Annotated in this window: 26 protein-coding genes; 13 read left to right on the top strand and 13 right to left on the bottom strand. The window is 41.9% G+C overall.

The features are described from left to right. Nucleotides 1–73 precede the first annotated feature (73 nt). From RE474_RS09125 to RE474_RS09105, 5 genes are all read left to right on the top strand, one after another. Complete coding sequence (locus tag RE474_RS09125) at nucleotides 74–619, top strand: hypothetical protein (RefSeq protein ID WP_309310069.1); 546 nt, start codon at nucleotides 74–76, stop codon at nucleotides 617–619. A gap of 162 nt (nucleotides 620–781) precedes the next feature. Beyond that, nucleotides 782–2041, top strand: coding sequence for an anhydromevalonate phosphate decarboxylase (locus tag RE474_RS09120; RefSeq protein WP_309310068.1), 1260 nt, complete (start codon nucleotides 782–784; stop codon nucleotides 2039–2041). Nucleotides 2042–2072: 31 nt separating this feature from the next. Further along, nucleotides 2073–3257, top strand: coding sequence for a phosphomevalonate dehydratase large subunit (locus tag RE474_RS09115; protein ID WP_309310067.1), 1185 nt, complete (start codon nucleotides 2073–2075; stop codon nucleotides 3255–3257). Beyond that, nucleotides 3247–3651: a phosphomevalonate dehydratase small subunit gene (locus RE474_RS09110; RefSeq protein ID WP_438861573.1), complete on the top strand. Its 405-nt coding sequence runs from the start codon at nucleotides 3247–3249 to the stop codon at nucleotides 3649–3651. Before RE474_RS09115 ends, RE474_RS09110 begins: the two co-directional genes overlap by 11 nt. A gap of 21 nt (nucleotides 3652–3672) precedes the next feature. Further along, complete coding sequence (locus RE474_RS09105; protein ID WP_309310065.1) at nucleotides 3673–4779, top strand: TIGR04013 family B12-binding domain/radical SAM domain-containing protein; 1107 nt, start codon at nucleotides 3673–3675, stop codon at nucleotides 4777–4779. 20 nt (nucleotides 4780–4799) lie between these two features. On the opposite strand, the gene RE474_RS09100 is transcribed toward RE474_RS09105, so the two are convergent. Next, nucleotides 4800–5510 (bottom strand): YkgJ family cysteine cluster protein, encoded by a 711-nt coding sequence (locus RE474_RS09100; protein WP_309310064.1) that lies wholly within the window; start codon nucleotides 5508–5510, stop codon nucleotides 4800–4802. A 200-nt stretch (nucleotides 5511–5710) separates the two neighbouring features. Here RE474_RS09100 and RE474_RS09095 point away from each other — a divergent pair, with 200 nt between their 5' ends. Together RE474_RS09095 and thsA are read left to right on the top strand one after the other, a co-directional pair. Further along, nucleotides 5711–5884: a DUF5350 domain-containing protein gene (locus RE474_RS09095; RefSeq protein WP_023844664.1), complete on the top strand. Its 174-nt coding sequence runs from the start codon at nucleotides 5711–5713 to the stop codon at nucleotides 5882–5884. 193 nt (nucleotides 5885–6077) lie between these two features. Next, nucleotides 6078–7721 carry a thermosome subunit alpha gene (gene thsA / locus RE474_RS09090; protein WP_309310063.1) on the top strand — a complete coding sequence of 548 codons (1644 nt, stop codon included), beginning with the start codon at nucleotides 6078–6080 and terminating at the stop codon, nucleotides 7719–7721. A 102-nt stretch (nucleotides 7722–7823) separates the two neighbouring features. Here the strand turns inward: thsA and RE474_RS09085 are convergent, their stop codons facing one another. From RE474_RS09085 to RE474_RS09075, 3 genes are all read right to left on the bottom strand, one after another. Continuing rightward, nucleotides 7824–8936: an ORC1-type DNA replication protein gene (locus RE474_RS09085; protein WP_309310062.1), complete on the bottom strand. Its 1113-nt coding sequence runs from the start codon at nucleotides 8934–8936 to the stop codon at nucleotides 7824–7826. 246 nt (nucleotides 8937–9182) lie between these two features. After that, the gene (locus tag RE474_RS09080) at nucleotides 9183–10361 is read right to left on the bottom strand and encodes a cysteine desulfurase (RefSeq protein ID WP_309310061.1); all 1179 of its coding nucleotides are present in this window, start codon (nucleotides 10359–10361) and stop codon (nucleotides 9183–9185) included. Nucleotides 10362–10401: 40 nt separating this feature from the next. After that, on the bottom strand, nucleotides 10402–10542 hold the full coding sequence (locus RE474_RS09075; protein WP_309310060.1) for a hypothetical protein: 141 nt from the start codon (nucleotides 10540–10542) through the stop codon (nucleotides 10402–10404). Between the two features lie 332 nt (nucleotides 10543–10874). Here RE474_RS09075 and RE474_RS09070 point away from each other — a divergent pair, with 332 nt between their 5' ends. Further along, nucleotides 10875–12152, top strand: coding sequence for a YcaO-related McrA-glycine thioamidation protein (locus RE474_RS09070; protein ID WP_309310059.1), 1278 nt, complete (start codon nucleotides 10875–10877; stop codon nucleotides 12150–12152). Nucleotides 12153–12154: 2 nt separating this feature from the next. Continuing rightward, on the top strand, nucleotides 12155–12811 hold the full coding sequence (locus RE474_RS09065) for a TfuA-related McrA-glycine thioamidation protein (RefSeq protein WP_309310058.1): 657 nt from the start codon (nucleotides 12155–12157) through the stop codon (nucleotides 12809–12811). A gap of 8 nt (nucleotides 12812–12819) precedes the next feature. On the opposite strand, the gene RE474_RS09060 is transcribed toward RE474_RS09065, so the two are convergent. From RE474_RS09060 to RE474_RS09045, 4 genes are all read right to left on the bottom strand, one after another. After that, nucleotides 12820–13635, bottom strand: a complete 816-nt coding sequence (locus tag RE474_RS09060; RefSeq protein ID WP_309310057.1) for a metal ABC transporter permease — start codon at nucleotides 13633–13635, stop codon at nucleotides 12820–12822. A gap of 10 nt (nucleotides 13636–13645) precedes the next feature. After that, nucleotides 13646–14395 carry a metal ABC transporter ATP-binding protein gene (locus RE474_RS09055; RefSeq protein ID WP_309310056.1) on the bottom strand — a complete coding sequence of 250 codons (750 nt, stop codon included), beginning with the start codon at nucleotides 14393–14395 and terminating at the stop codon, nucleotides 13646–13648. Further along, nucleotides 14396–15319 (bottom strand): metal ABC transporter solute-binding protein, Zn/Mn family, encoded by a 924-nt coding sequence (locus tag RE474_RS09050; protein ID WP_309310055.1) that lies wholly within the window; start codon nucleotides 15317–15319, stop codon nucleotides 14396–14398. A 132-nt stretch (nucleotides 15320–15451) separates the two neighbouring features. Further along, the gene (locus tag RE474_RS09045; protein WP_309310054.1) at nucleotides 15452–15874 is read right to left on the bottom strand and encodes a metal-dependent transcriptional regulator; all 423 of its coding nucleotides are present in this window, start codon (nucleotides 15872–15874) and stop codon (nucleotides 15452–15454) included. 141 nt (nucleotides 15875–16015) lie between these two features. On the opposite strand from RE474_RS09045, the gene RE474_RS09040 reads away from it, so the two are divergent. After that, entirely contained in the window at nucleotides 16016–17425 is a 1410-nt protein-coding gene (locus tag RE474_RS09040) for an MBL fold metallo-hydrolase (protein WP_309310053.1), read from the top strand. A gap of 34 nt (nucleotides 17426–17459) precedes the next feature. Here RE474_RS09040 and RE474_RS09035 read toward each other — a convergent pair whose 3' ends face one another. The 5 genes from RE474_RS09035 to RE474_RS09015 form a co-directional block, all read right to left on the bottom strand. After that, a complete protein-coding gene (locus tag RE474_RS09035; RefSeq protein ID WP_309310052.1) occupies nucleotides 17460–17645 on the bottom strand; it encodes a hypothetical protein in 186 nt (61 codons plus the stop codon). A 195-nt stretch (nucleotides 17646–17840) separates the two neighbouring features. Next, entirely contained in the window at nucleotides 17841–18734 is an 894-nt protein-coding gene (locus tag RE474_RS09030) for an ATP-binding protein (RefSeq protein ID WP_309310051.1), read from the bottom strand. After that, complete coding sequence (locus RE474_RS09025) at nucleotides 18734–19612, bottom strand: ATP-binding protein (RefSeq protein ID WP_309310050.1); 879 nt, start codon at nucleotides 19610–19612, stop codon at nucleotides 18734–18736. The genes RE474_RS09030 and RE474_RS09025 overlap by 1 nt, the downstream gene beginning before the upstream one ends. Before the next feature lie 21 nt (nucleotides 19613–19633). Further along, nucleotides 19634–20032, bottom strand: a complete 399-nt coding sequence (locus tag RE474_RS09020; RefSeq protein ID WP_309310049.1) for a NifB/NifX family molybdenum-iron cluster-binding protein — start codon at nucleotides 20030–20032, stop codon at nucleotides 19634–19636. Between the two features lie 60 nt (nucleotides 20033–20092). Beyond that, entirely contained in the window at nucleotides 20093–20455 is a 363-nt protein-coding gene (locus RE474_RS09015; protein ID WP_309310048.1) for a NifB/NifX family molybdenum-iron cluster-binding protein, read from the bottom strand. 178 nt (nucleotides 20456–20633) lie between these two features. On the opposite strand from RE474_RS09015, the gene RE474_RS09010 reads away from it, so the two are divergent. The 3 genes from RE474_RS09010 to RE474_RS09000 all read left to right on the top strand — a co-directional run bounded on the left by RE474_RS09010 (nucleotide 20634) and on the right by RE474_RS09000 (nucleotide 22725). After that, complete coding sequence (locus tag RE474_RS09010; RefSeq protein WP_309310047.1) at nucleotides 20634–21434, top strand: undecaprenyl-diphosphate phosphatase; 801 nt, start codon at nucleotides 20634–20636, stop codon at nucleotides 21432–21434. Between the two features lie 93 nt (nucleotides 21435–21527). Further along, on the top strand, nucleotides 21528–21833 hold the full coding sequence (locus tag RE474_RS09005; RefSeq protein ID WP_309310046.1) for a DUF134 domain-containing protein: 306 nt from the start codon (nucleotides 21528–21530) through the stop codon (nucleotides 21831–21833). A gap of 58 nt (nucleotides 21834–21891) precedes the next feature. Beyond that, complete coding sequence (locus RE474_RS09000; protein WP_309310045.1) at nucleotides 21892–22725, top strand: Mrp/NBP35 family ATP-binding protein; 834 nt, start codon at nucleotides 21892–21894, stop codon at nucleotides 22723–22725. Nucleotides 22726–22735 lie beyond the last annotated feature (10 nt).

Below are 22735 nucleotides of genomic sequence, written 5' to 3'. Positions count from 1 at the left end.
CGAAAAAATACAGAATGGACAAATCAAATATTAGATAATTACTAATAGATTTTGAAAGATAATATATCATCTAATGAGTTTAGAATTTACTAACCTTGATTTTTCAATAACTGGCATATTTTTGGTTTTAGCTTTGATAGGATACTTATGTAAAAGTTCATTTGATTTTACATACCATTTAAAAGCATACTCACCTTCTGAAAATAAAACAAGTTTAATTCGTTCTTTAAATCATATGGCATGGGGAATAATTTTTGCCTCCATAATTGCTTATTTTTTAATAATAATGTTCCTTGTTTTAGGTTTAACACTTAAAATTGCTATACCAAATTACATATCATTAATTACTGTAGTCATGACATTCATGTGGGCAGCAGTTGCCATATCTATGATAGCTGGATACTTTATGAATGAAAAACAGTCTGCTTGGACAAATCACATTAAAATAACAACAAAAAATGATAGGATGATTCAAGCCAGAGAGATATATGATGATGACAAAGACTTTTTTTATTACATAAATACTGAAGGAGAATGGTGTTTGATAAGAAAAGAGATTGTAGAGTCTATAAAGTGGGTAAAAACTAAAAAAAACAATTCACATGAAGTTACCAAATAAATATAAGGCTTACAATAACGCGCCTAATCACATAAATTTCAAATCAGCAAATCCACACAATCCTCTTTTAGTATATGCATTCAAATATAATTGGCTCATATGCTAGTCCAAAATGAGATAACTCACTAATATATTACTTACAACTTTTACACGGATGATACCATGAGGGAATTTATCGACCAGCTCAGGAAGAACGGGAAACTTGTTGAGATTACAGAGCCTGTTTCAAAGGTGTTTGATGCACCGCGTATTGCAAAGAAAACACCCGGACCGGTGCTATTCCATGACATCGATGGCAACAAGGCCATCATGAACGTGCTCGGTTCAAGGGATGAACTTGCAACAATGTTCGGTGTGGACAAGGATAAGATCATCAAGAAACTCTCTGAGGTATCACCGGATGGTGAGGTCGTTATTGTAAAAGACTCACCAACAATGGAAGTCATCGAGGATGAAGTTGACCTCACAAAACTCCCCATAATGACACACTTCGAGAAGGATGCAGGACCATATCTTACAGCAGGAGTTGTTGTAACTGAATACGATGGTGTCATGAATGCAGCCATCCACAGGCTCCTTGTAGTCGATAAAACAAGACTTGCAGCACGTCTTGTAGCTCCAAGACACAGCTACGTCATGCACAAGAAAGCATCCGACAAAGGAGAAAAACTCCCTATTGCAATCGTTCTTGGTGCTGATCCTACAGTTACTTTCGCATCAACCACACGTGTACCTGCAGGCAAGGAATTCAACTACGCTGCTGCACTTCGGGGCAGACCTGTGGAACTCTTTGAATGCTCAAACGGAATCAAAGTCCCTCATGCAGAGATAGTTCTTGAAGGTTACATAGACCCGGTCGAGAGAGTCGATGAAGGACCATTCGTGGACATCACAGGAACCTATGACCTTGTGAGAAAGGAACCTGTCATACACATCACAAGAATACTACATCGCAAAGACCCGATCTATCACGGAATCCTTCCTGCAGGCCCTGAACACCTGCTCATGATGGGAGTTCCATACGAACCAAGGATATTCAACGCAGTAAGTGAGGTCACAACCGTCAAGAACGTAGTGCTCACCGAAGGCGGATGCTGCTACCTGCATGCAGTGGTTCAGATAGAGAAACAGACAGAGGGTGACGGAAAGAACGCCATCATGGCAGCATTTGCAGCTCACACAAGCCTGAAGCATGTGGTTGTAGTTGATGATGACATTGACATCTTTGACCTACATGATGTTGAATTTGCCATTGCCACCAGAGTGAAAGGTGACATGGACGTTATGATAATACCAAACGTGAGAGGAAGTTCACTTGACCCACGTGGTGCACCTGACGGAACCACAACCAAAATGGGCATAGATGCAACCAAGGTTCTGAAAGAGGCACAGAACTTTGAACGTGCAAAAATGCCAGAGTGAAAGAGTGAAAATAACAGCATGGTGAAAAAGAATGTATCTTACACCTGAAGAAGAAAAAACACTCGATGGTGAATACGGTCGCAGCCTCCAGAAAGCCATCGAAATCCTTGTAGCACTGGGAGATATCTACGGTGCTGACAAACTTATTCCAGTAAAGAGCGCACAGATAGCCGGAGTATCTTATAAGACAATTGGAGATGCAGGTCTTGAATGGATATCTGACCTTGAAGGGAAAGTGAAGATCCCATCAATTCTCAACCCTGCCGGCATGGATATTGTACGCTGGGATGAAATGGGTATTGACCCTGTTTTTGCAAAGAAGCAGCAGGAAATAATTGAGGCTTACGCAAAACTCGGCATCCAGACAAAGTGCACATGCACCCCATATTACCTTGAAGGATTCAACGTCACACTGGACGACCATATAGCATGGAGTGAATCATCTGCCGTATCTTACGCTAATTCAGTTATCGGTGCAAGGACAAACCGAGAGGGAGGTCCTTCTGCACTCTCCGCTGCACTTGTTGGTAAGACTGCAAACTACGGATATCACCTTGACGAAATGAGAGAACCTGTGGTAGCCGTGGAAGTAGATTGCGAACTTTCAGGCTCTGACTTTGGTGCTCTTGGTTACGTTGTTGGTAAGACTATTGGAAGCAGAGTTCCAATATTCTACATGAAGAATGAGCCTTCAAAAAATGAGATGAAATCTCTTGGTGCAGCACTTGCAGCATCCGGGGCTGTGGCACTCTATCATATAGAAGGTGTCACACCTGAAGCTGTCAGGAACAAGTTTACAAGACCTGATGACATTATTCCTGTTGAGAGAACACAGATAGACGAGGTCTATGAAACTAATAAGGACATACAGTCCAGCGAGATAATCACCGTTGGATGCCCTCACTGTTCTGTTGAGGAACTGGAAGAGATCGCAGGTCTGGTTGAAGGGAAGAAACTGCAAAAAGAGATGTGGGTATGCACTGCAAGGGAAGTTGCTGAAAGGAATCCTGATCTTGTGCAGAGAATTGAGAAAAGCGGTGCAAAGGTCGTATGTGACACCTGCATGGTGGTTTCACCCTCCACGAACAAGTACGCTTCCATGACAGTGAATTCAGGAAAGGCTCTTGCCTATGTTCCAAGCATGTGCAAGGTAGCGGCAAAATATGCGAGCATTGAGGACTGCATAAACGAGGCAGGTGTTGTCGATGAAAATTAAATGCAGGACAATATCCAGAGGCATTGCTGAAGGTGAAGTTCTTCTTACACACGATGCGATATCTTTCCTTGGAAATGTAGACCCTGAGACCGGAGAAATTGTAGAACCCCAACACGAGCTTTACGGACAGTCTATTGCCGGAAAGGTTCTTGTTTTCCCTCATGGAAAAGGTTCAACCGTTGGTTCATACGTAATTTACCAGCTTTTCAAGAACGGTGTTGCCCCTGCTGCAATGATAAACCTTGAATCAGAACCTATCGTAGCTGTAGGTGCAATAATATCTGAAGTACCTCTTGTTGACAGGCTTGAGAAGGACCCTTATGAGTTTCTGAAAAATGGTGACAGGGTTATTGTCAACAGCACAGAAGCTTTTGTTGAGTTAAAAAAAGAATAATCAAAATATAGAGATTAATTCATGGATGTCTGCTTTCGCTGGAATAAGAAGAATACGTACAGTCTTGCTGCACTGGCACCTCTTGTGCCGGAGGCTTTGAAGGTCAAAAAGCCTCACGATGGAGTAATGATATACAGCTTTGCCACCAGGCAGAAAGACCATATATTTAAAGAAGTCAAAAAAGCAGACACTGAATCTATTTTTATTGCAGGTGGCCCTCACCCTTCAGGAGCACCGGAGGAGACACTTGATCATTTTGATTATGTTGTTATGGGTGAGGGCGAGGAAACTTTACCAGAACTTATCGAGGCAATCAAATCAGGAAGAGATGTTTCCACTGTCAAAGGAATAGCCTATAGGAATGATTCCGGAAAAATAATTATCACTGACAAAAGAGAGCCTGTTGACCTTGATATGTATCCGTGCTTTGATCCGGATGTAGTGATGGCACCTCTTGAAATAAGCAGAGGATGCCCATTCAGGTGCAGGTACTGTCAGACACCACGTCTTTTCGGGAACAAAATGAGACATAGAAGTATAGATACCATAGTAAAATATGCAAAATACTATCGTGATCTGAGATTTACGTCTTCAAATGCCATGGCATACGGAAGCGATGGTATTCATCCACGTCTTGACAAGGTTGAAAAACTCCTTACAGCACTGAAAGAAACAGGCGACAGGAATATCTTCTTCGGCACTTTTCCATCAGAAGTTCGCCCGGAATTCATCACGGATGAGTCACTGGAGCTTATCACAAAGTACTGCACAAATACAAAAGTGAGCCTTGGTGCACAATCAGGAAGTGACCGCATCCTGAGAGAGATTCTCAGAGGGCATACAGTTGACGATGTTGTTCATAGTCTTGAACTCTGTTTTGAACATGGAATCACACCAGTTGTGGATTTCATGGTGGGTTTCCCTGATGAAACGGAAGAAGAACAGGATATGAGCCTTGAGCTTATTAAGTGGATCTGCAAAAAGGGAGGAAATGTGCATTCACATTACCTGACACCACTTCCGGGAACTCCTTTTGCGGATGTGAAAACATCACCTGTAAGTAAGCGTTACAAAAAACTGATGGGAAAGCTGGCACTTACAGGCCAGGCTACCGGCACATGGGAATAATCTTTAATTTTTGATTTGATTTATTCCGGGCCCTTGAACTTGTGCTCTATGAATTCACCATTATAATAGACAAATACTGTAATTTCCGCACCTTTGTTGAATTTCCTCATTTCCCGGTCATACACACCCTGAACGTGTTTCAGTTTGTTCTTGTTGAAGTGTTCTTCTGCTTTTTTGAAGAAATCAATAAGCTGGGAAAGGTAACCGGCTTCGTATGATTTTATCTGGTCTGCAATCTCACTGGCTTCTTCATCACTAATCTCAGTATGATAGCAGCCGTGCTGGTTAAGGCCGCTTATCTGCCTCCAGTCTACATTGCCGTTCTCGTCTGGTTCGCGGTGAAGCATATAAGGGTAAAGACTACAAATCGTGGGACGCTGATCATAGATTTTGCATCGCTTATTTTCATTAAGGAAGATGCATGAACCATCTTTTTTTGCTTTTAGCGCATAGCCGGAGACATAAAAACGACCTTGTTGGTCACATAGTTCAAAATATGGTGCAGGCTCCATGCAATTATTATCTATCTGTTTCATTCTGATGGCATCTTCATTTAGAAGGAAAACATGGCCATTGAACTGCCTTGTACAGCAGCGGGCACAAAAATCACATTCAAAACCAACTTCCTGTATAATAGATATGAGCTCTCCAATGGGATAATCATGCACGCCCTGAAGCTCGTCTTTTACTGCTTCCAGCTGTTTCTCGATTGCCGGGATTATTTTGATCAACTCCTGCTAATATGGATGCATAATCTCTGCTGTCTACAAGTAATTTTGCTCTGATTTTCCCGTAAGCTTTAATACCAAGCATTACGTCTAGAAGTAAACTCAACGACTAGAATTATATATCTAGGTTAAACTAAAAATAACTTAAAATTAACAATTAATTTACCAATAATTTACAAATAATAATTCAAGAGGATTTTATCATGGGTAAAACAGGCAGCATTGAATGGTCAAAAGTAAAGGGACGTAAAGGAAGAACAATTAAGGTACCAAAGTGCAGGGAAGGAAAGGCTCATCCGGGACCAGCACAGAGATACACATCATCTGGTGCTAAGAGGAGATTCCTCAGCAGATCACCAAAATCAATTGTAAGATGAGTTTCTCACTTACAACAATCTTTTTTTCTTTATTTTTCATTAATCTGATATCTTTTTTTCAATTGTAAGTAGCTTATTCTTTCTTCGTGAAGAACTTATCCAATGCGATACGTTTATATAGAACTACAAACATTAAAAAACGACTTGAAAGTAAATGTCATTCTAATTTCATAACATAGGAGGATAGACAATTATGGCAGGACAGATGGCTGGACAGCCAATTTTCATATTAAGAGAAGGAAGCCAGAGAACCAGAGGCAGAGAAGCACAGAGCAACAACATCATGGCTGCTAAGGCAGTCGCTGAAGCTGTCAGAACAACACTTGGTCCAAAAGGAATGGACAAGATGCTTGTAGACAGTCTCGGAGATGTAGTAATCACAAACGACGGTGCAACCATCCTTAAGGAAATGGACATCGAGCACCCAGCAGCAAAGATGATCGTCGAAGTATCCAAGACCCAGGACGACGAGGTCGGAGACGGAACAACAACAGCTGCTGTAATTGCCGGCGAACTCCTCAAGAAGGCAGAAGAGCTTATCGAGCAGGATGTACACCCAACAATCATCGCATCCGGTTACAGAATGGCTTCAGAGAAAGCAGGCGAGATCATCAGGGCACTCGCAAAATCAGTAACCAGAGAGAACAGGGACATCCTCATCAACATTTCCGGAACAGCAATGACCGGAAAGGGTGCAGAAGCAACAAAGGAAGTCCTTACAAACATCACTGTTGACGCTATCACAAGCATTGTTGATGAAGACAACAAGGTCGACATGGACAATATCAAGGTAGAGAAAAAGGTCGGTGCACGTATCGAAGAGTCAGAGCTCATCAAGGGCATGATCATCGACAAGGAACGTGTGCACACCAACATGCCAAAGAAGGTAGTAAACGCAAAGATCGCACTCATCAACACAGCAATCGAACTTAAAGACACAGAAGTCGATGCTGAGATCTCAATCACATCCCCTGAGATGCTCCAGTCCTTCCTTGACCAGGAAGAAAAGATGATCAAAGACCTCGTTGAGAAGGTAACCAGCAGTGGCGCAAACGTCGTATTCTGCCAGAAGGGAATCGATGACATGGCACAGCACTACCTTGCAAAGGCAGGCGTATTCGCTATCAGACGTGTAAAGAAGAGCGACATGCAGAAACTCGCAAGAGCAACTGGTGGAAAACTCATCACAAACGTTGACGAGATCTCAGAAGCTGACATGGGTACAGCAGAACTTGTAGAAGAGAAGAAGATTGGCGGCGACCCAATGACCTTCGTAACAGGCTGTGACAATCCAAAGGCAGTTTCAATCCTCCTCCGTGGCGGAACAGAGCATGTAATCGACAACATAGAGAGAGCACTCAACGACTCCCTCAGAGTAGTTGGTGTAGCAATCGAAGACGAGAAGCTTGTAGCTGGTGGCGGATCACCTGAAGTAGAGGTCGCACTCAGACTCCAGGAATACGCAGCAACACTCAGCGGCAGAGAGCAGCTTGCAGTCAAGGCATTCGCAGAGGCTCTTGAAGTAATTCCAAGAACCCTTGCAGAGAACGCAGGTCTTGACCCAATAGACATGCTCATGGAGCTCCGTGCACACCACGAGAAGGGTGTAAAGACAGCAGGTCTCAACGTCTACGAAGGAAAGGTAATCGACATGTGGGAAGCAGGCGTAGTAGAGCCACTCAGAGTAAAGACTCAGGCAATCAACGCAGCAGCAGAATCCGCAGTCATGATCCTCAGGATCGACGATATCATTGCATCCAGACAGGGCCCATCAGGACCTTCTGCAGAAGACATGGTTCCAAACCTCCCACCAGGAATGGGCGGAATGGACATGTAAATATCCTGAGAAAAGGAATAAACAAACAAACTCATTTGCGCAGGTTCTTATGAATTCTGCGCAAAACCGCTTTTTTTAAATAATTAATAATTAAAAAATCAATTACTCAAGACATTTGAGTATATCTTCCGAATCATAAGCAGGAGCTACATACCTGGTTCTACCACGCATGCCCTTGCCTGAAAAATCAGCATCAATAAGCCTGGAGATGTGCATTTTTTCGATTAGCTCATAAAAACGAGTGTAACCAAGACCGGTAATCTCATGGAATGATTTGTAAAGCTCACCTGTTGGAAGACTGCTGTCCTTTGCGATCAGACCCAGTAATATCTTCTCATGATCTGAAAGGGACTTGATATTGCGACACAGATGCAGGAGTCTTGAAGCTTCATAGGCTTTGTCAACATCTTCAACAGATACAGTCTTACTTGCCCTTCTCTCTGCATTAAGACCTGAACGTTTCAAAAGGTCAATACCAATCCTCAAATCCCCTGTCCTGTCCACGTAAGTGACAACCATATCCAGTGCTTCATCAGAAACAACATCCTTGAAAAAGGCATGTTTCACACGACTGGATATAATGTCAGCGATTTCAGATATTTCATATCTTGGGAATGCAATTTCTTCCGGCAGGAATACTGAGCCCACACGTGGATCGAAACTGTAAGGAATACCAACATCACTGATGATGGCTATTACAGAAATTCTTGCTCCGGGATACTGCTCATGTGCTCTTAAAAGTGAGTACATAACCTCATCTGCATGTCCTTCCGGAAAAAGGTAGTTGATATCATCCAAGGCTACAACAAGCGTCTTATTTGAATCAAGCAGGTACTTAATTACTTTCTCGAAAAGTCTCCTGAATGAAATGCCTGATGATGGAGGAGTGATATGAACCAGTTGCTCATATATTCTGGATACAACCGCAAAACGGGTAGAATCCATCTGACAATTCACTTTTACAAAAGCAACATTATCAGTATATTCCTTCACCTCGTTGAAGACTTTCATCACAGCAGTTGTCTTTCCGGTACCAGGTGGACCTTTTACGAGACAATTTACCGGACGCATACCTCTTAAAGCAGGTTTAAGGCTAAAACGAAGAGCCTGCATCTGGGAATCCCTGTGTGCAAAATGCTCCGGCAGGTAATCAAATTCAAGAACCTCACCGTTGCTGAAAATTGTTTCATCCCACAAAAGCATGTCTTTGCTCAATTGAAGTCCCCTCTTGCCAGATAATTAGTCCTCATTACTCATAACCATTATTAATTGCCGTCATTAATTGTCTATTATTAACTGCCATTTTTCATAATAAGATAATATTATGTGTTTTAAGAATACTACTTTTCAAGACTAATATAATTATTTGCGCATAATAACCTTTTGCTTTTGTCTTGTTATAAATCAGATACAGCAAGGAATTAGAAGTATGACAAAACCAGCATTGATAATGCACATATATCATACAAGTGCAGTGATATCTGATACAGTCTTCACAAGAGATTCAAGCTCATCTTCTGTATTGTACAATCCAAATGATGCTCTCACAGTACCATTGACGCCAAGATTAGACACTCCCGGCATTGCGCAGTGGTAACCGCTTCTGACACATATTCCTTTGGTCTGGTCAAGTATCATTGCAACATCGTGTGCATTCATACCAATGACATTGAATGGAACAACACCTGCACGCTTTTCCGGGCCATAGACATCAACACCTTCAATATCATTAAGGCGTGAAGCTGCTTCTCTGGCAAGCTCAGATTCATGTTTTTGTATAGAATCGATACCCAGTTCCGCAACATATTCTACTGCACGCCCAAGGCCAATTACACCGGGAATATTTGGAGTTCCTGCCTCAAACTTTGAGGGACTTGGCTCCATCTTGAAGGTTTCCCTTGTAACAGAGCTCACCATTCCACCACCAAGGAACAATGGTTCAATTTCATCTGGTTCTTTGATGTACAAAACACCTGTTCCTTGCGGACCAAGCAAACCCTTATGTCCCGGACATACAAAGAAATCAGGGTCCAGAGATTTCATATCAATTGACAGATTCCCCGCGGACTGTGAACCATCCACAAGTATCTTCACACCTGCCTGTTTTGCCATTTTAGCTATCTTTTCAACATCCTGTATAGAACCGAATACATTTGAAACATGATTCACAGCTATAAGCCGGGTATTGTCTTTAATAGCAGTGCGAATGTCTTCCGGGTCGACGACACCTGTGATATCAGTATCGACAACTGTCACTTCAACACCGATTTCCTTCAGGCGCATCCATGGAAGCAGATTGGAATGATGTTCTACAAGTGTAACGATAACATGGTCCCCTTTTTTCCATGGGAAACCACGGGAAACAGTATTCATGCTTTCCGTTGCATTCTTTGTAAAGATCGTTTTGTCAGCATCAATGTTAAGGAAGGATGCCACAGATTCCCTTGCATCTTCATAATGATTGGTTGTTTCCCTTGCAAGCCTGTGGGCCCCCCGACCGTGGTTTGCAGCATACTTGAAAAAATAGTCCTGCATTGCATAAACAGCCTGAACCGGGGTCTGGGTAGTGGCTGCGTTGTCAAGATAGATAACTTCTTTCAATACGGGAAAATCTTCCCTGACACTGAGAACATCATACATAGCAAGCACTATGCAGAGAAAATAAAAATAGTTTTGCAGGCTATTTTGCCTGCACACCGCCTACCATGAAGCGATAAAGCTCCATATCCTCAGCGGAGAGTTTGTCTTTTGATATTCCGTCTATTACTGCATGGCAGTCTCTGGAAATATCAGTCTTTCTATATTTTTTCGTGTCTCTCATATTTTACCTCCTGTCTCTCATTTTAATATTGCATTGTTGGAACTCGGCATACTGCTAATTTGTATACACATCCCAACAATATTTATACACTTTTTGCGTGTTAAACACTATTGTTGTTGCGCATAATATAAATACCTTTTGAAATTGAATTTTGAAGCTGCGGTTAAAAAAATAACAATCGTATACAATATAAAAGAGAACAGTTTGTACTAATTAATAGATGGAAACTGCACACATTAGATATTATCAGTCAGTATTACTACGAACACACCATACAGAATAAAGTCATCTTGTCGTAAAAGATATAATACATGCAGAGACTCTCGATAATCATGCCAGAGATAAACATCGACAGATCACTTAGCTTCATGGAAGGTACCCAGCGGGTGCTTGATGAAACCAGCACCCTTGAGAAAACAAAAGATAACCTCAAAAGCATAGGTGTTACCAGAATAGCCAGCATTACTGATCTGGACAGACTTGGCATACCTGTTTTTTCCTCAATAAGACCAAGTGCAGCAGAAGGCGCTATCTCAGTATATTCCGGCAAAGGAAGCACTGAGACACAGGCAAGGATATCATCCATGATGGAAGGTTTTGAGCGTTGTCTTGCTGAAAAAAGTGGTATTAACGAAAACGTGAAGGACGAAATACAATCAATTCACATAGTAGATAGTTACGAAAACATCACCAAAGAGAATCATGCAGTAAACCCACCATCTCTGCTCATAGCCGAAAACTACAACCCAAATGCATTGATCGAATGGGTACAGGGATGGGATCTTTTGAAAAATGAAGAGACCTTTGTTCCTGCTAATTCAATATATCACCCTTATGAAGCACCCGGAAGGACATTAAAACTTTTCAGAAGCAATACCAACGGACTTGCTGCAGGCAATACCGTTGAAGAAGCAATATTCCATGGGTTGCTTGAAGTTATTGAAAGGGACGCGCTCAGCATTGCAGAATTTAACAGGAACCCGGGAAAAGAAATCATCCTGACAGAAGAAGACGGAAAGAACTATGAAATTCTTCGTAAGTTCACAGATAATGAAGTTGACGTCAAACTCTGGGCTTTACCTCATGACACCGAGATTACAACAGTGGTTGCAACTACAGATGATATAAGACTCAAAGATGCTGCACTTCTTGTAATGGGAGCCGGTGCACACCTTAATCCTGAAATTGCAGTAAGGAGAGCGTTAACTGAAGCTGCACAGTCAAGAGTAGTGCAGATACACGGTGCACGTGAAGATACCGAGCGTGAAAAGTTTGTCAGGGAAATCGGATACGACAGGATAAAACGCATGAACATATACTGGTACGAGGACGGGGAAAAAACATCCATGTCCGAACTGAAGGACCTGTCAAAAACCACACCTGCTGAAAGCATTGATGTTATTATCGAGCAGCTCAAAAAAGTAACCGATTCCACAGTTGTCGTAGACCTCTCACGTGAAAGTATCGCCGTTCCGGTTGTAAGAGTAGTGATCCCGACCTTCGAGATGTACACTCTTGACAGGGAACGTGTTGGAAAAAGAGCAAAATCCAGCCCCAGAAAGAAAATGGCTCCACAGGAAAGACCCTGGAGAAAAGGACGCAGAAGATGAGTATGAAATCTAAAGTCCTTATATTCGCAGGTTCAAGTATCAGCCATGAAGATGCATCAAAAATCCTTGATGCCACATACTGGCCACCAATATCCAGAGGAGACATCGGCAAAGCTGCCAGCGAAGGATACAAAATTATAGGCATAATAGACGGCATCTTTTTTAGCAGGGCAGCTGCAGCCCATAAAGAAATAATAAACGTAATGAAAGAGGGAGTTACTGTTATCGGGGGCTGCAGCATGGGAGCTCTGAGGGCATCTGAACTTGATGTTCATGGAATGGAGGGTGTCGGGACGATTTACGAGTGGTACAGGGATGGAGTTATCGAAGATGATGACGAGGTTGCTGTTGCTACAAACCCGGACACATTCGAAGCGGTTTCAAGTCCCATGGTCAATATCAGAGAAACATTGAAAGCTGCGAACTCAGCAGGCATAATTGATGATGAGCAGTGCAGGCTCATAATCCAACTTGCAAAAAATACACATTACACGGAAAGAAGCTATTTTGGAATTTCAAGAACGGCAGAAAAAGAAGGAATTATATCAAAAGAAAAGGCTGAAAGCCTCTTTCAATTCTGCAAAGAAAATGAACGTGACATCAAAAGAGAAGATGCCATTCTTGTCCTTGAAAAGATAAAAGAGATCATTTCAGAATGATCATATTTTCATGATGCTATTTTTGGTTTAAGGCCGTCATAAAGGAAATGGAGTATATAGACTGTTGACATTGCCAGGATTATCGTTGCACCGGACGGAGCATCAAAAATATATGACAGATAGAGTCCTGCCAGACTGAAGATTACTCCGAAGATGATTGAAAGGTACATCATTTTTCCAAGGTTATTGGTATAGTGCCTGCTAAGTGATGCCGGCATTGTCAGAAGTGCGATTATCAGGATAATACCAACTACTTTTATCAGAAGTACTACTGTGAGTGCGATGAGACAAAGAAGAAGCAGGTAAAGTTTCTCTGCTGACAGTCCTGAAACCTTTGTGAATTCCTCATCAAAACAAAGTGACATGAAATGTTTATAATAAGCATATACCACGAATATAATTACGGCATCAAGTCCCAGCATGAGATATATATCAGACATTGGAACTGTAAGGATATTACCAAAAAGATAGGTCATTAGATCCGGTGCATAGCCCGGGGTCCAGTAGATCAGAATAATACCAATGGCCATTCCAAGAGACCACAAAATTCCTATTGCAGTATCTTCGGCCACTTTTGTACGTTTGCTTACAAGACCCATTACTATTGCAGAAAAAAGACTGAACGGTATCAGACCGAATAGCGGATTAATTCCAAGGAAATATCCAATACCTATTCCACCGAATGATGCATGTGTGATACCACCGCTGATGAAAACTATTTTTTTCACGACTACATAAACGCCGATTATACCGCATGCGATGCTGGCAAGAATAGCGGCCAGAATTGCATTCCTCATGAAGTCATACTGGAGTATTTCAAGCATAGTTTTCACCTCAGTGCTCTTTCAGTACCCTGTGTGGCACACCATGTGCAATCAGTTCTACAGGACACTGATATGATACTTCCAGATCATGCGGACTTATTTCTTTATCATCGTGATAATGGAACTTCCTGTTCAGACAGCCAATCTTATCTACATAAACTGAAACTGCACTGATATCGTGAGTAACCATTACAATGGCAATCTCTGATTTCAGTTTATTGAGAAGCTCATAGAACTCCTTCTGCATTCTGGAATCTATACCAGTGGACGGTTCATCTAGTATTAACAGTTTCGGTTTCGTAACAAGGGAACGGGCAATGAAAACCCTCTGTTTCTGACCGCCTGATAGCTCACCGATCTGCCTGTCTTTAAAATCAAGCATACCTACCGTTTTAAGAGCTTCAAGAGCTGCATTACGATCTTCTTCATTATATCGTTGCAAAGGACGTTTATGACTCAGACGCCCCATCAGGACAACATCCCATACAGTTACGGGAAAATCAAGATTGGAAGAATGATATTGGGGGACATAACCCACATACCTCCTGGTTTTTGCAGGCTTGCCACCCAATAAGCTAACTGAACCTTTATCAGGTTTGATCAATCCAAGAATGACTTTCAGCAGAGTGCTTTTTCCTCCACCGTTGGGACCTATGATAGCCAGAAAATCTTTATCCTGTACGGTCAGGTTCACTGACTCAAGAACCCTTACACCATCATAACTTACCCATACATCCTTAAGATCGATCACATTTTCCATTTAAGCCAGTCCTTTTTCAAACGCTTCTGCTACTTTTGCAAGGTTATCTATATAATCTTTTGCCAGCGGATCGAGCTCTACTACCTCTCCGCCAATCTCATTTGCTATAGCATCCGCACTTACTGTACTAAAACCTGACTGCACGAAAATAACCTTGATACCTTTCTCATTTGCCAGGTCGATCACAGACTGCATATCCTTTACACTTGGTTCTTTACCTTCTATCTCTACAGATACCTCAGTTAATCCATAATGATTGGCAAAGTAACCCCATGCAGGATGGTAGACCATGAAACTGCTTCCTTCTTTTCCTGCAAGTGCGGTCTGTATCTGCTCATCAAGTGCATTAAGCTCTGCAAGATATGCATTCTTGTTTGCAAGATAAGTTTCCTGATTATCAGGATCGATTTTCACAAGCCCCTGATAAATGTTCTCCACCATTATTTCCACATTAGCAGGAGAGGTCCATATGTGCGGATCGAGACCACCTTCTTCCCCATCGTCGTGCTCTTCACCTTCATGCTCATGGGCATCCATTTCAAGGAGAGTGATACCTTCTGAACAATTTATAATCTGCATATCAGGGTTCAGGTCTGCAAGCTTGCTCATCATAGTATCTTCCACTGTGATACCGGAACCGACCATTGCATACATTTTTGCTTTGCTAAGAGCGGTTAGCTGGCTTGGAGTAGGCTCATAAGAGTGAGGATCAGCACCTGGAGGAACCATTACAACAACTTCAACATTGTCACCTGCAATTTTTTCAACAAATTCCTGTTGAGGAAGAATGGTCACACCTACAATTAGTGTACCTGAATCAGTACCTGAATTAGCACTCGAAGAGCTTTGTTCATCTACACAACCGGCTGTCAGGACGACACCCATTAAAATAAATGCACTTATTAACATTGATATTTTTTTCATTTTAATAAACCACCTTACAATGATATTGAATTACGCATATCTTTGAAGTATCCCCAAAATGTTTGCATATACTCCAAAAATTAGAAAGATTACCTTGCTTCAACCATTCGAATAAAAACCACACCAAGCGAATTAATGGAAATTACATGAAGAATGTTTGATCTTCCCACAAACGCTTACAGTAGGATGCCCCATTGCACCACAGATAGTGTCGATAGCATCCTTTGAAACAAAAGCCTCAAAGCGGGATACTTCAGCACATGCATCTTCCGAAGAAAGACCATAATGACTCAACATCAGACTCAGTATATTGTGCCGGTTCACAAAGAATTCTGCAAATTCCCTGCCCACCTCGGTAAGACGAACCCCCCTATAAGGAACGTGATCCACATACCCTGATTCCGAAAGATCATTGATTGTCTTTGTAGACGTAGAAGGATCAACATTCAGTTCTGTAGAAATATCTGTAGTCTTTACCAGATCACCCTTTTTAAGGAGGAATTTCAGATATTCCACTTTTTTTGGAGATAGCTCCAGACCTGTAATTTCCTGCATGCTTATCCATAATATCGAAGAGATATATATGCTTTTTGAAAATTAGTCAAAAATAACTCATACTTTTTGCACTTATACCAAACATTAACACAGCATAAAATACTAAAGTAAAACTGCCAGATAAACAGAGGGGAGTTAAAAATGTTAATACAACAGATATTTACCGAAAAAATAGCCCATAGCTCTTACATACTGGCAGGTGACAAAACCTGTGCGATAATTGATCCAAGAAGAGATATTAATATTTATCTGGAAATTACAAGAGAACTGGGAGTGAAAATTACACATATCCTTGAAACACACCTGCATGCAGATTTTATTTCAGGGCACATAGACCTCGCAAAGAGAACAGGGGCGCCAATATACGCGCCTGGAAAAGCAAACTGTGATTTTGAACATACTGCCCTTTCAGAAGGAGATTCTGTTGATATAGAGGATATCAGACTCAACATAATAGAAACTCCGGGCCATACACCGGAACATATATCCTACGTAGTTACGGATACAAGCAGAGGAAAAAAGCCCATAGCTGTTTTTTGTGGTGATACGATGTTTGTAGGAGATGTAGGAAGACCTGACCTGTTTCCCGGAAAAGCTGAACAACTTGCTTCAAAATTATATGACACACTAAATGGAAAATTACTGAACCTACCTGAATTCTGCGAAATATATCCCGCACACGGTGCTGGTTCACTTTGCGGAAGAGCAATGGCATCAAAGAGAAGCAGCACAATGGGATACGAAAGAAAATACAACTACGCACTCTTAATAGATGATAGGAAAGAATTCATAGAATCACTTACAAATAACATGCCTTCTGCACCAGATCATTTTAGCAGGTGCACAGAGATAAACCGTAAAGGACCTGAATTGCTAAAGGAACTGCACATTCCCGAAGCTCTGAACAATGCCACTTTCAAGAATAAAATGAAAGATGCAATAGTTCTTGATGTCCGCAGTTTTGAATCATTTGGAGGACAACATATCCCGGATTCCTATAATATAGATATTAATTCAAATTTCCCGACCTATGCAGGATGGCTACTTTCACCTGATAAAAATATACTGCTGGTTTCAGAAAACTATTCACAGGCTTTCGATGCATGCCAGCAGCTGCACCGCGTAGGACTTGACAAGGTAGAAGGGTATCTTGAAGAAGGATTGTACGGATGGGTTACCGAAGGATTCGCTGCAAAGCATGTTCCTCAGATATCAGCACCAGAGCTTAATGACAGAGTACACAAAGGAAGGAAAACAACGATAGTAGATGTCAGGGAAGCTTCCGAATATGAAGATTACCATATAGAAGGAGCGGTGAACATCCCCGTTCATGAATTAAGAGGAAGATATAATGAACTTGACCCTGAAGCTGAAACTGTCCTTATATGCGGTTCCGGACAGAGATCGGGAATGGGATGCAGCCTGCTACTCCAACATGGTTTTCAAAAAGTAATGAATGCTGCAGGAGGAATGAGAGGCTATGCAGCAGCAGGATTTGGACAGGAATGCCCCATGTGTGTTCTTCCGTGGGCACCTTTTAAGAATAAATAATTGCCTTTCCTGAAAGACATATCTTATTTTAGCTTCAGCTAAAAGGCATGCTGTTGTAAGTGAAGAGTTCCCTTACCATATACACGAAATGCATAATTTCGTCCATTGAAAGCAATAGCAATATCAGGATCAGCAGAGCTATGATAAGCTCGGAGTAATCAGGAAGAGACTGTACAATATGGGCAAAGGAGCCCATGTTTCCATTTGCAGAGTGGGCCATTATTTTCACCTAAATAAAACTGTGACAATATGGAATAAAAATATATCGAGAATTTATCATGGTTTATTATGATAATAAATACATGGCTAAAAATAGAACAGTTGCTCAAAATACCGAAAAATAAAGGGAGAACAATGAGAAGATGAAAAACACACAATACAGATTAATGAAAATCGTTATTTCTGACTTATGATATCACAATAATTCAACAAGACCTTCTTTTTCCTGAACCAGAAGATTTTCAAGTTTACCCCAGACTGACCTGATCCCTTCTGAGAATTTCCCACCAGAATATTCAACTACAGATCTTCCTTCCACCATTGCTTCAATAACAATATTGTCATACGGAAGCATTCCTATAACAGGAATATAATTGATTTTACAGTATTCACCGATAGAAACTGAAAGCCTGTCGTTGATATCGCGTTTGTTTATGCAGACTGCAACAGGTATTCTGAAATGTCGTGCCACCTGCACAACCCTTTCAAGGTCATGAATGCCTGATTTTGTAGGTTCTGTGACCACAAGTACCATATCAGCACCTGTGATAGCAGCTATGACAGCGCATCCTGTTCCCGGCGGACCATCGATTATTATCAGATCCTTTCCACTTTGTTCTGCGAGCTCAGAAGCACGACGTCGCACATCAGAGACAAGTTTGCCACTGGCCTCTTCACCAGCACCAAGTTTTGCATGAACCAGCGGACCAAATCTGGTGTTTGAACAATAGTATTCACCTGCCTTCTTTGCGATCATGCTGACAGCATTTGCAGGACAGACATATTCACATACGCCACATCCCTCACATTTGTATACATCTACCACTTTGCCAGAGCCTATTGCAGCGAACCTGCAGGAAGAAACACAAATTCCACAATCTGTACACAATTCCTTGTCAATAGTGGCAACATCCAGGCCATAGAAATCATGAATCTCAAATATTTCAGGTTGTAATATCAGATGCATGTCGGCAGCATCCACATCACAATCTGCAATCACTGCATTTTCTGCAAGGGCGGCAAACGATGAAGTGAAAGTAGTCTTGCCGGTTCCGCCTTTCCCACTGATCACGGTCAACTGCTTTACCATTAATTCCTCACTCCGGAATAAGAGTCTTGTAATGTGTTTTCCGATGAAATGGAACAAATCTCATGATACATTGCCCTGAAATTTTCTTTCCACTGCGGCATACGCTGCACAAAAGGAATTCCTTGCGAATAGAGAACTGCTATTTTCCGATCATATGGAATTTTCATAAGGATTGGAATATTCTCAGAATAACAATATTTCTCTACGCCATTATATCCAGAGCCATGCCGATTAATGATAACGCCGAATGGAACTTTCAGTTGCCTTACAACTTCTACAGCAAGTACAAGATCGTTGAGTCCGAAAGGCGTGGGCTCAGTTACAAGCACACAGTAATCCATTTCCCCGACAGTTGCTATTACAGGACATGCAGTCCCGGGAGGAGAGTCGACGACAACAACCGCCTTTTCATCGATGTGTGCCTGTAACCGCCTTATAACAGGAGTCGCCATTGGTTCACCAATTCCAAGGGTTCCCTGGAAAAAACTTATTCCTGAACCGGCGTGCACCCCTTTTTCAATTATCCCAATTGGCCTTTTTATTTCTGATATAGCATTTTCAGGACAGACGATCTGACATCCTCCGCAGCCGTGGCAGAGTTTTGGAAAGATCATAACACGTTGAGGAAGTTTTGCTATTGCATTATAACAACAGAATTCTGCACAGCTTCCGCAAAGACTGCATTTTTCAGAATCGATTTCTGGAATAGCAATACTGACATCTTCCTGTTTATCAAGATCTAAACCAAGAAAAAGATTGCAATTGGGCTCTTCAACATCACAGTCAAAGAGCTGGGTATTGCCGATCGCAAGAGCAAAGTTCACAGCAACTGTAGTCTTCCCTGTACCACCTTTGCCACTTGCGATAGCTATTTTCATGAACTGTACACCTATTGTAGTTTAGTGGCAGTGACCGTGCTCATGGTTGTGGTCGTGGTCATGACCGTGACCTGCACAGGAGTTATCCTGAGTTGCCTTTGAAAGCTTGCTTGCTTCCCATGCAGCAACAGCATCCTGAATGCTACCTGTTGCACCGATAAATACATCGATACCATACTGCTCGAACATCATGACAGCTTTTCTTCCAAGTCCACCGCAGAGCATTATATCGACATTTTCGTTTGCCATGATCTCAGGAGGAAGTCCTGTACCACCGTTGTGCTCGCTTGTATTTGATATTACTGTAGATTCCCTGGTTTCTGTATCATACAATGTGTAGTAAGGTACTTTTCCAAAGTGCTGACCGACAGTGTCTTCCATTCCGTTTTGTCCCATTGAAGGTATACATAATTTCATCATTCACACCTCTTTTGATATGATTATTTGATCATCGATCAATTAAAATTGTAAACATATGGCTCAATTTCCAGGCTTCCCACCGGAATTCGGAGCATCGATACTCTCCAATGATCCTGATTTGTAAGCTTCAATTGCCTCTTTCACAGAACCACCGGAGATTATCTTCATCTCAATGTTCTCGGATTCCAGTAATGAGAATGCGTTCGGACCTACACTACCTGTTATCAGTACGTTGATACCTTTACCGATAACTTGCTGGGCTGCCTGGACACCTGCACCCCCTGATGCGGAGCCCTGATCATTTCCAATGGACTGAAATTCCATGGTCTCAGAGTCTACTACCAGAAAGTTTTTGCATCTGCCAAAATGATGATCAACAGAGGCATCCAGATCAGAACCTTTTGCTGTAACACATATTTTCATTGATGAACTCCTGAAAACAAATAGATGATTATTACACACATACGAGACAAAATATAAAAGCTTTACTGGAATTGTTTATATATTTACTCACAAATGAGCTATAAAAGAATATTTAAAAGAAAAAAAACACAAGTATAACCATCCCTTATATATACAAAAAAAGTAAAATTGGGACTGGATGTTAACAATTTTAGAAGCAATCGTACTAGGAATTGTGCAGGGGTTAGCAGAATGGCTCCCCATTAGCAGTGAAGGCATGACCACACTTGTAATGTTGAACTTTTTTGGAAAGACACTTTCGGACGCCCTCCCTATAGCTATATGGCTGCACACCGGGACATTGCTCTCTGCAATCGTATATTTCAGAAAAGACATCCTCAGGATTATCGCAGATATCCCGCAATATGTTAAAAGCAGGGATATCGAAGAGAAGAAAAGCAGCATCATCACATTCTTATTAATAACAACTGCAATAACCGGAATTATCGGACTTCCATTAATACTCTTTGCAACAAATGGTAATGATTTTTCCGGCAGGCTAGCAACCGCGATCATTGGAGGATTGCTTATATTCACCGGTCTGCTCCAGATGTCTGCAGCAAAGAGGACTATTCACAGGGAAACGACAGGTATCGTGGATGCGGTAATTGTTGGTATCACACAGGGATTTTCAGCTCTGCCGGGCGTCAGCCGTTCAGGGATCACGGTTTCAACCCTGATTCTGCGAAACATTGAACCAGCACAGGCACTGAGACTTAGTTTCCTTATGAGCATACCTGCAGTACTGGCTGCAAATGTTGGAATGGAAGCCATGGGACTGCTGGACATCACCGCAAATTCAATAGTTGCTTTGATCTTTGCTTTTGTTACCGGAATACTTACTATTGACCTCTTCATAAAAGCGGCCAAAAAGATAGATTTTTCAAAGTTCTGTATTGCATTGGGACTTCTCAGTATCCTGGCATATTTTGTAGGATAAACTTACATAAGCAGAATATCGCACAAAAGAGATTAAATATATATCTTTTTCTGCCAAGATATAAATAAGAAATCAAGTATTGAGTGCATAACAATGACTTGCAGAGGAAGACCCAAATCACCCAGAAGAATAGAGTGCTCCCCTGATGTATTATATTTTAAACCACGAGGAGTGCCACTAAAAGAACTTGAAACCGTTACTCTTGCCATTGAAGAGCTGGAAGCCCTGCGTCTTGCAGATCTTGAAGGATTGCAGCAGGAAGAAGCAGCTATCAGCATGGGCATTTCAAGGCGGGCATTCTGGCAGGATCTTCAGAATGCAAGGAGAAAAGTGGCTTCTGCACTTATCGAAGGCAAAGCCATTGAAATAACTGGCAAAGATTCCCCGGACACGGAATAGTTGCCAGACCGTTATTTGTTGTCCACAATTACCATATCTAAATCATGAAGGAGATCATATGACACAGAATATCCAGAGTACAGAGGACCTTTTAAAAAAGCCTGAGGTTCCAAAGCTTGTCAGGAACATGAGAGCCATTAAAAAGAAGATAATGGTCATGAGCGGCAAAGGCGGAGTAGGAAAAAGTACTGTTGCTGCAAACCTGGCTGCAAGGCTTGCTGAACGCGGACACAAGGTCGGACTTCTTGACGCGGACATCCACGGACCAAGCATCCCGAAGATGTTCGGTATCGAGGATACAAGACCTGAGGTCGATGAGAACGGTATCGTACCTATCAGCGTCACAGAGAACCTTGTTGTAATGTCTGTGGCACTTCTTCTAGAGGATAAGGATGCACCTGTCATATGGAGAGGACCTGCAAAGATGGCAGCTATCAAACAGTTCCTTGAAGATGTATCATGGGGCAAACTCGATTACCTTATCGTTGACCTGCCACCTGGAACCGGTGACGAACCACTGAGTATCGCACAGCTCATCGAGAAGATGGAAGGTGCTGTTGTTGTAACAACCCCACAGGATGTTGCTCTTGTAAGTGTCAGGAAATCCATCAAATTCGCAGAGATCCTTAAAGTACCTGTAATCGGTATCGTAGAGAACATGGCAGGAATAATCTGCCCACACTGTGACGAAAAGATAGAGATTTTCGGAAGAGGTGGAGTTGAGAAGGCAGCCACAGATTTCAATGTAAATATTCTTGGCGAACTTCCAATGGACCCAAAGATAGCAGAGATCGAGGACAGCGGGAAAGTCCACACCGACATCAACGAAGAAATGCTCTGGGGCAAGGAATTCGCTGCTATTGTTGATTCTGTCGAGAATTTCAAGAAATAAAACCACAGGA

The sequence above is a fragment of the Methanolobus sediminis genome (assembly GCF_031312595.1).
Lineage (GTDB): Archaea > Halobacteriota > Methanosarcinia > Methanosarcinales > Methanosarcinaceae > Methanolobus > Methanolobus sediminis.
This window is presented reverse-complemented; position numbering and strand designations above follow the sequence as displayed.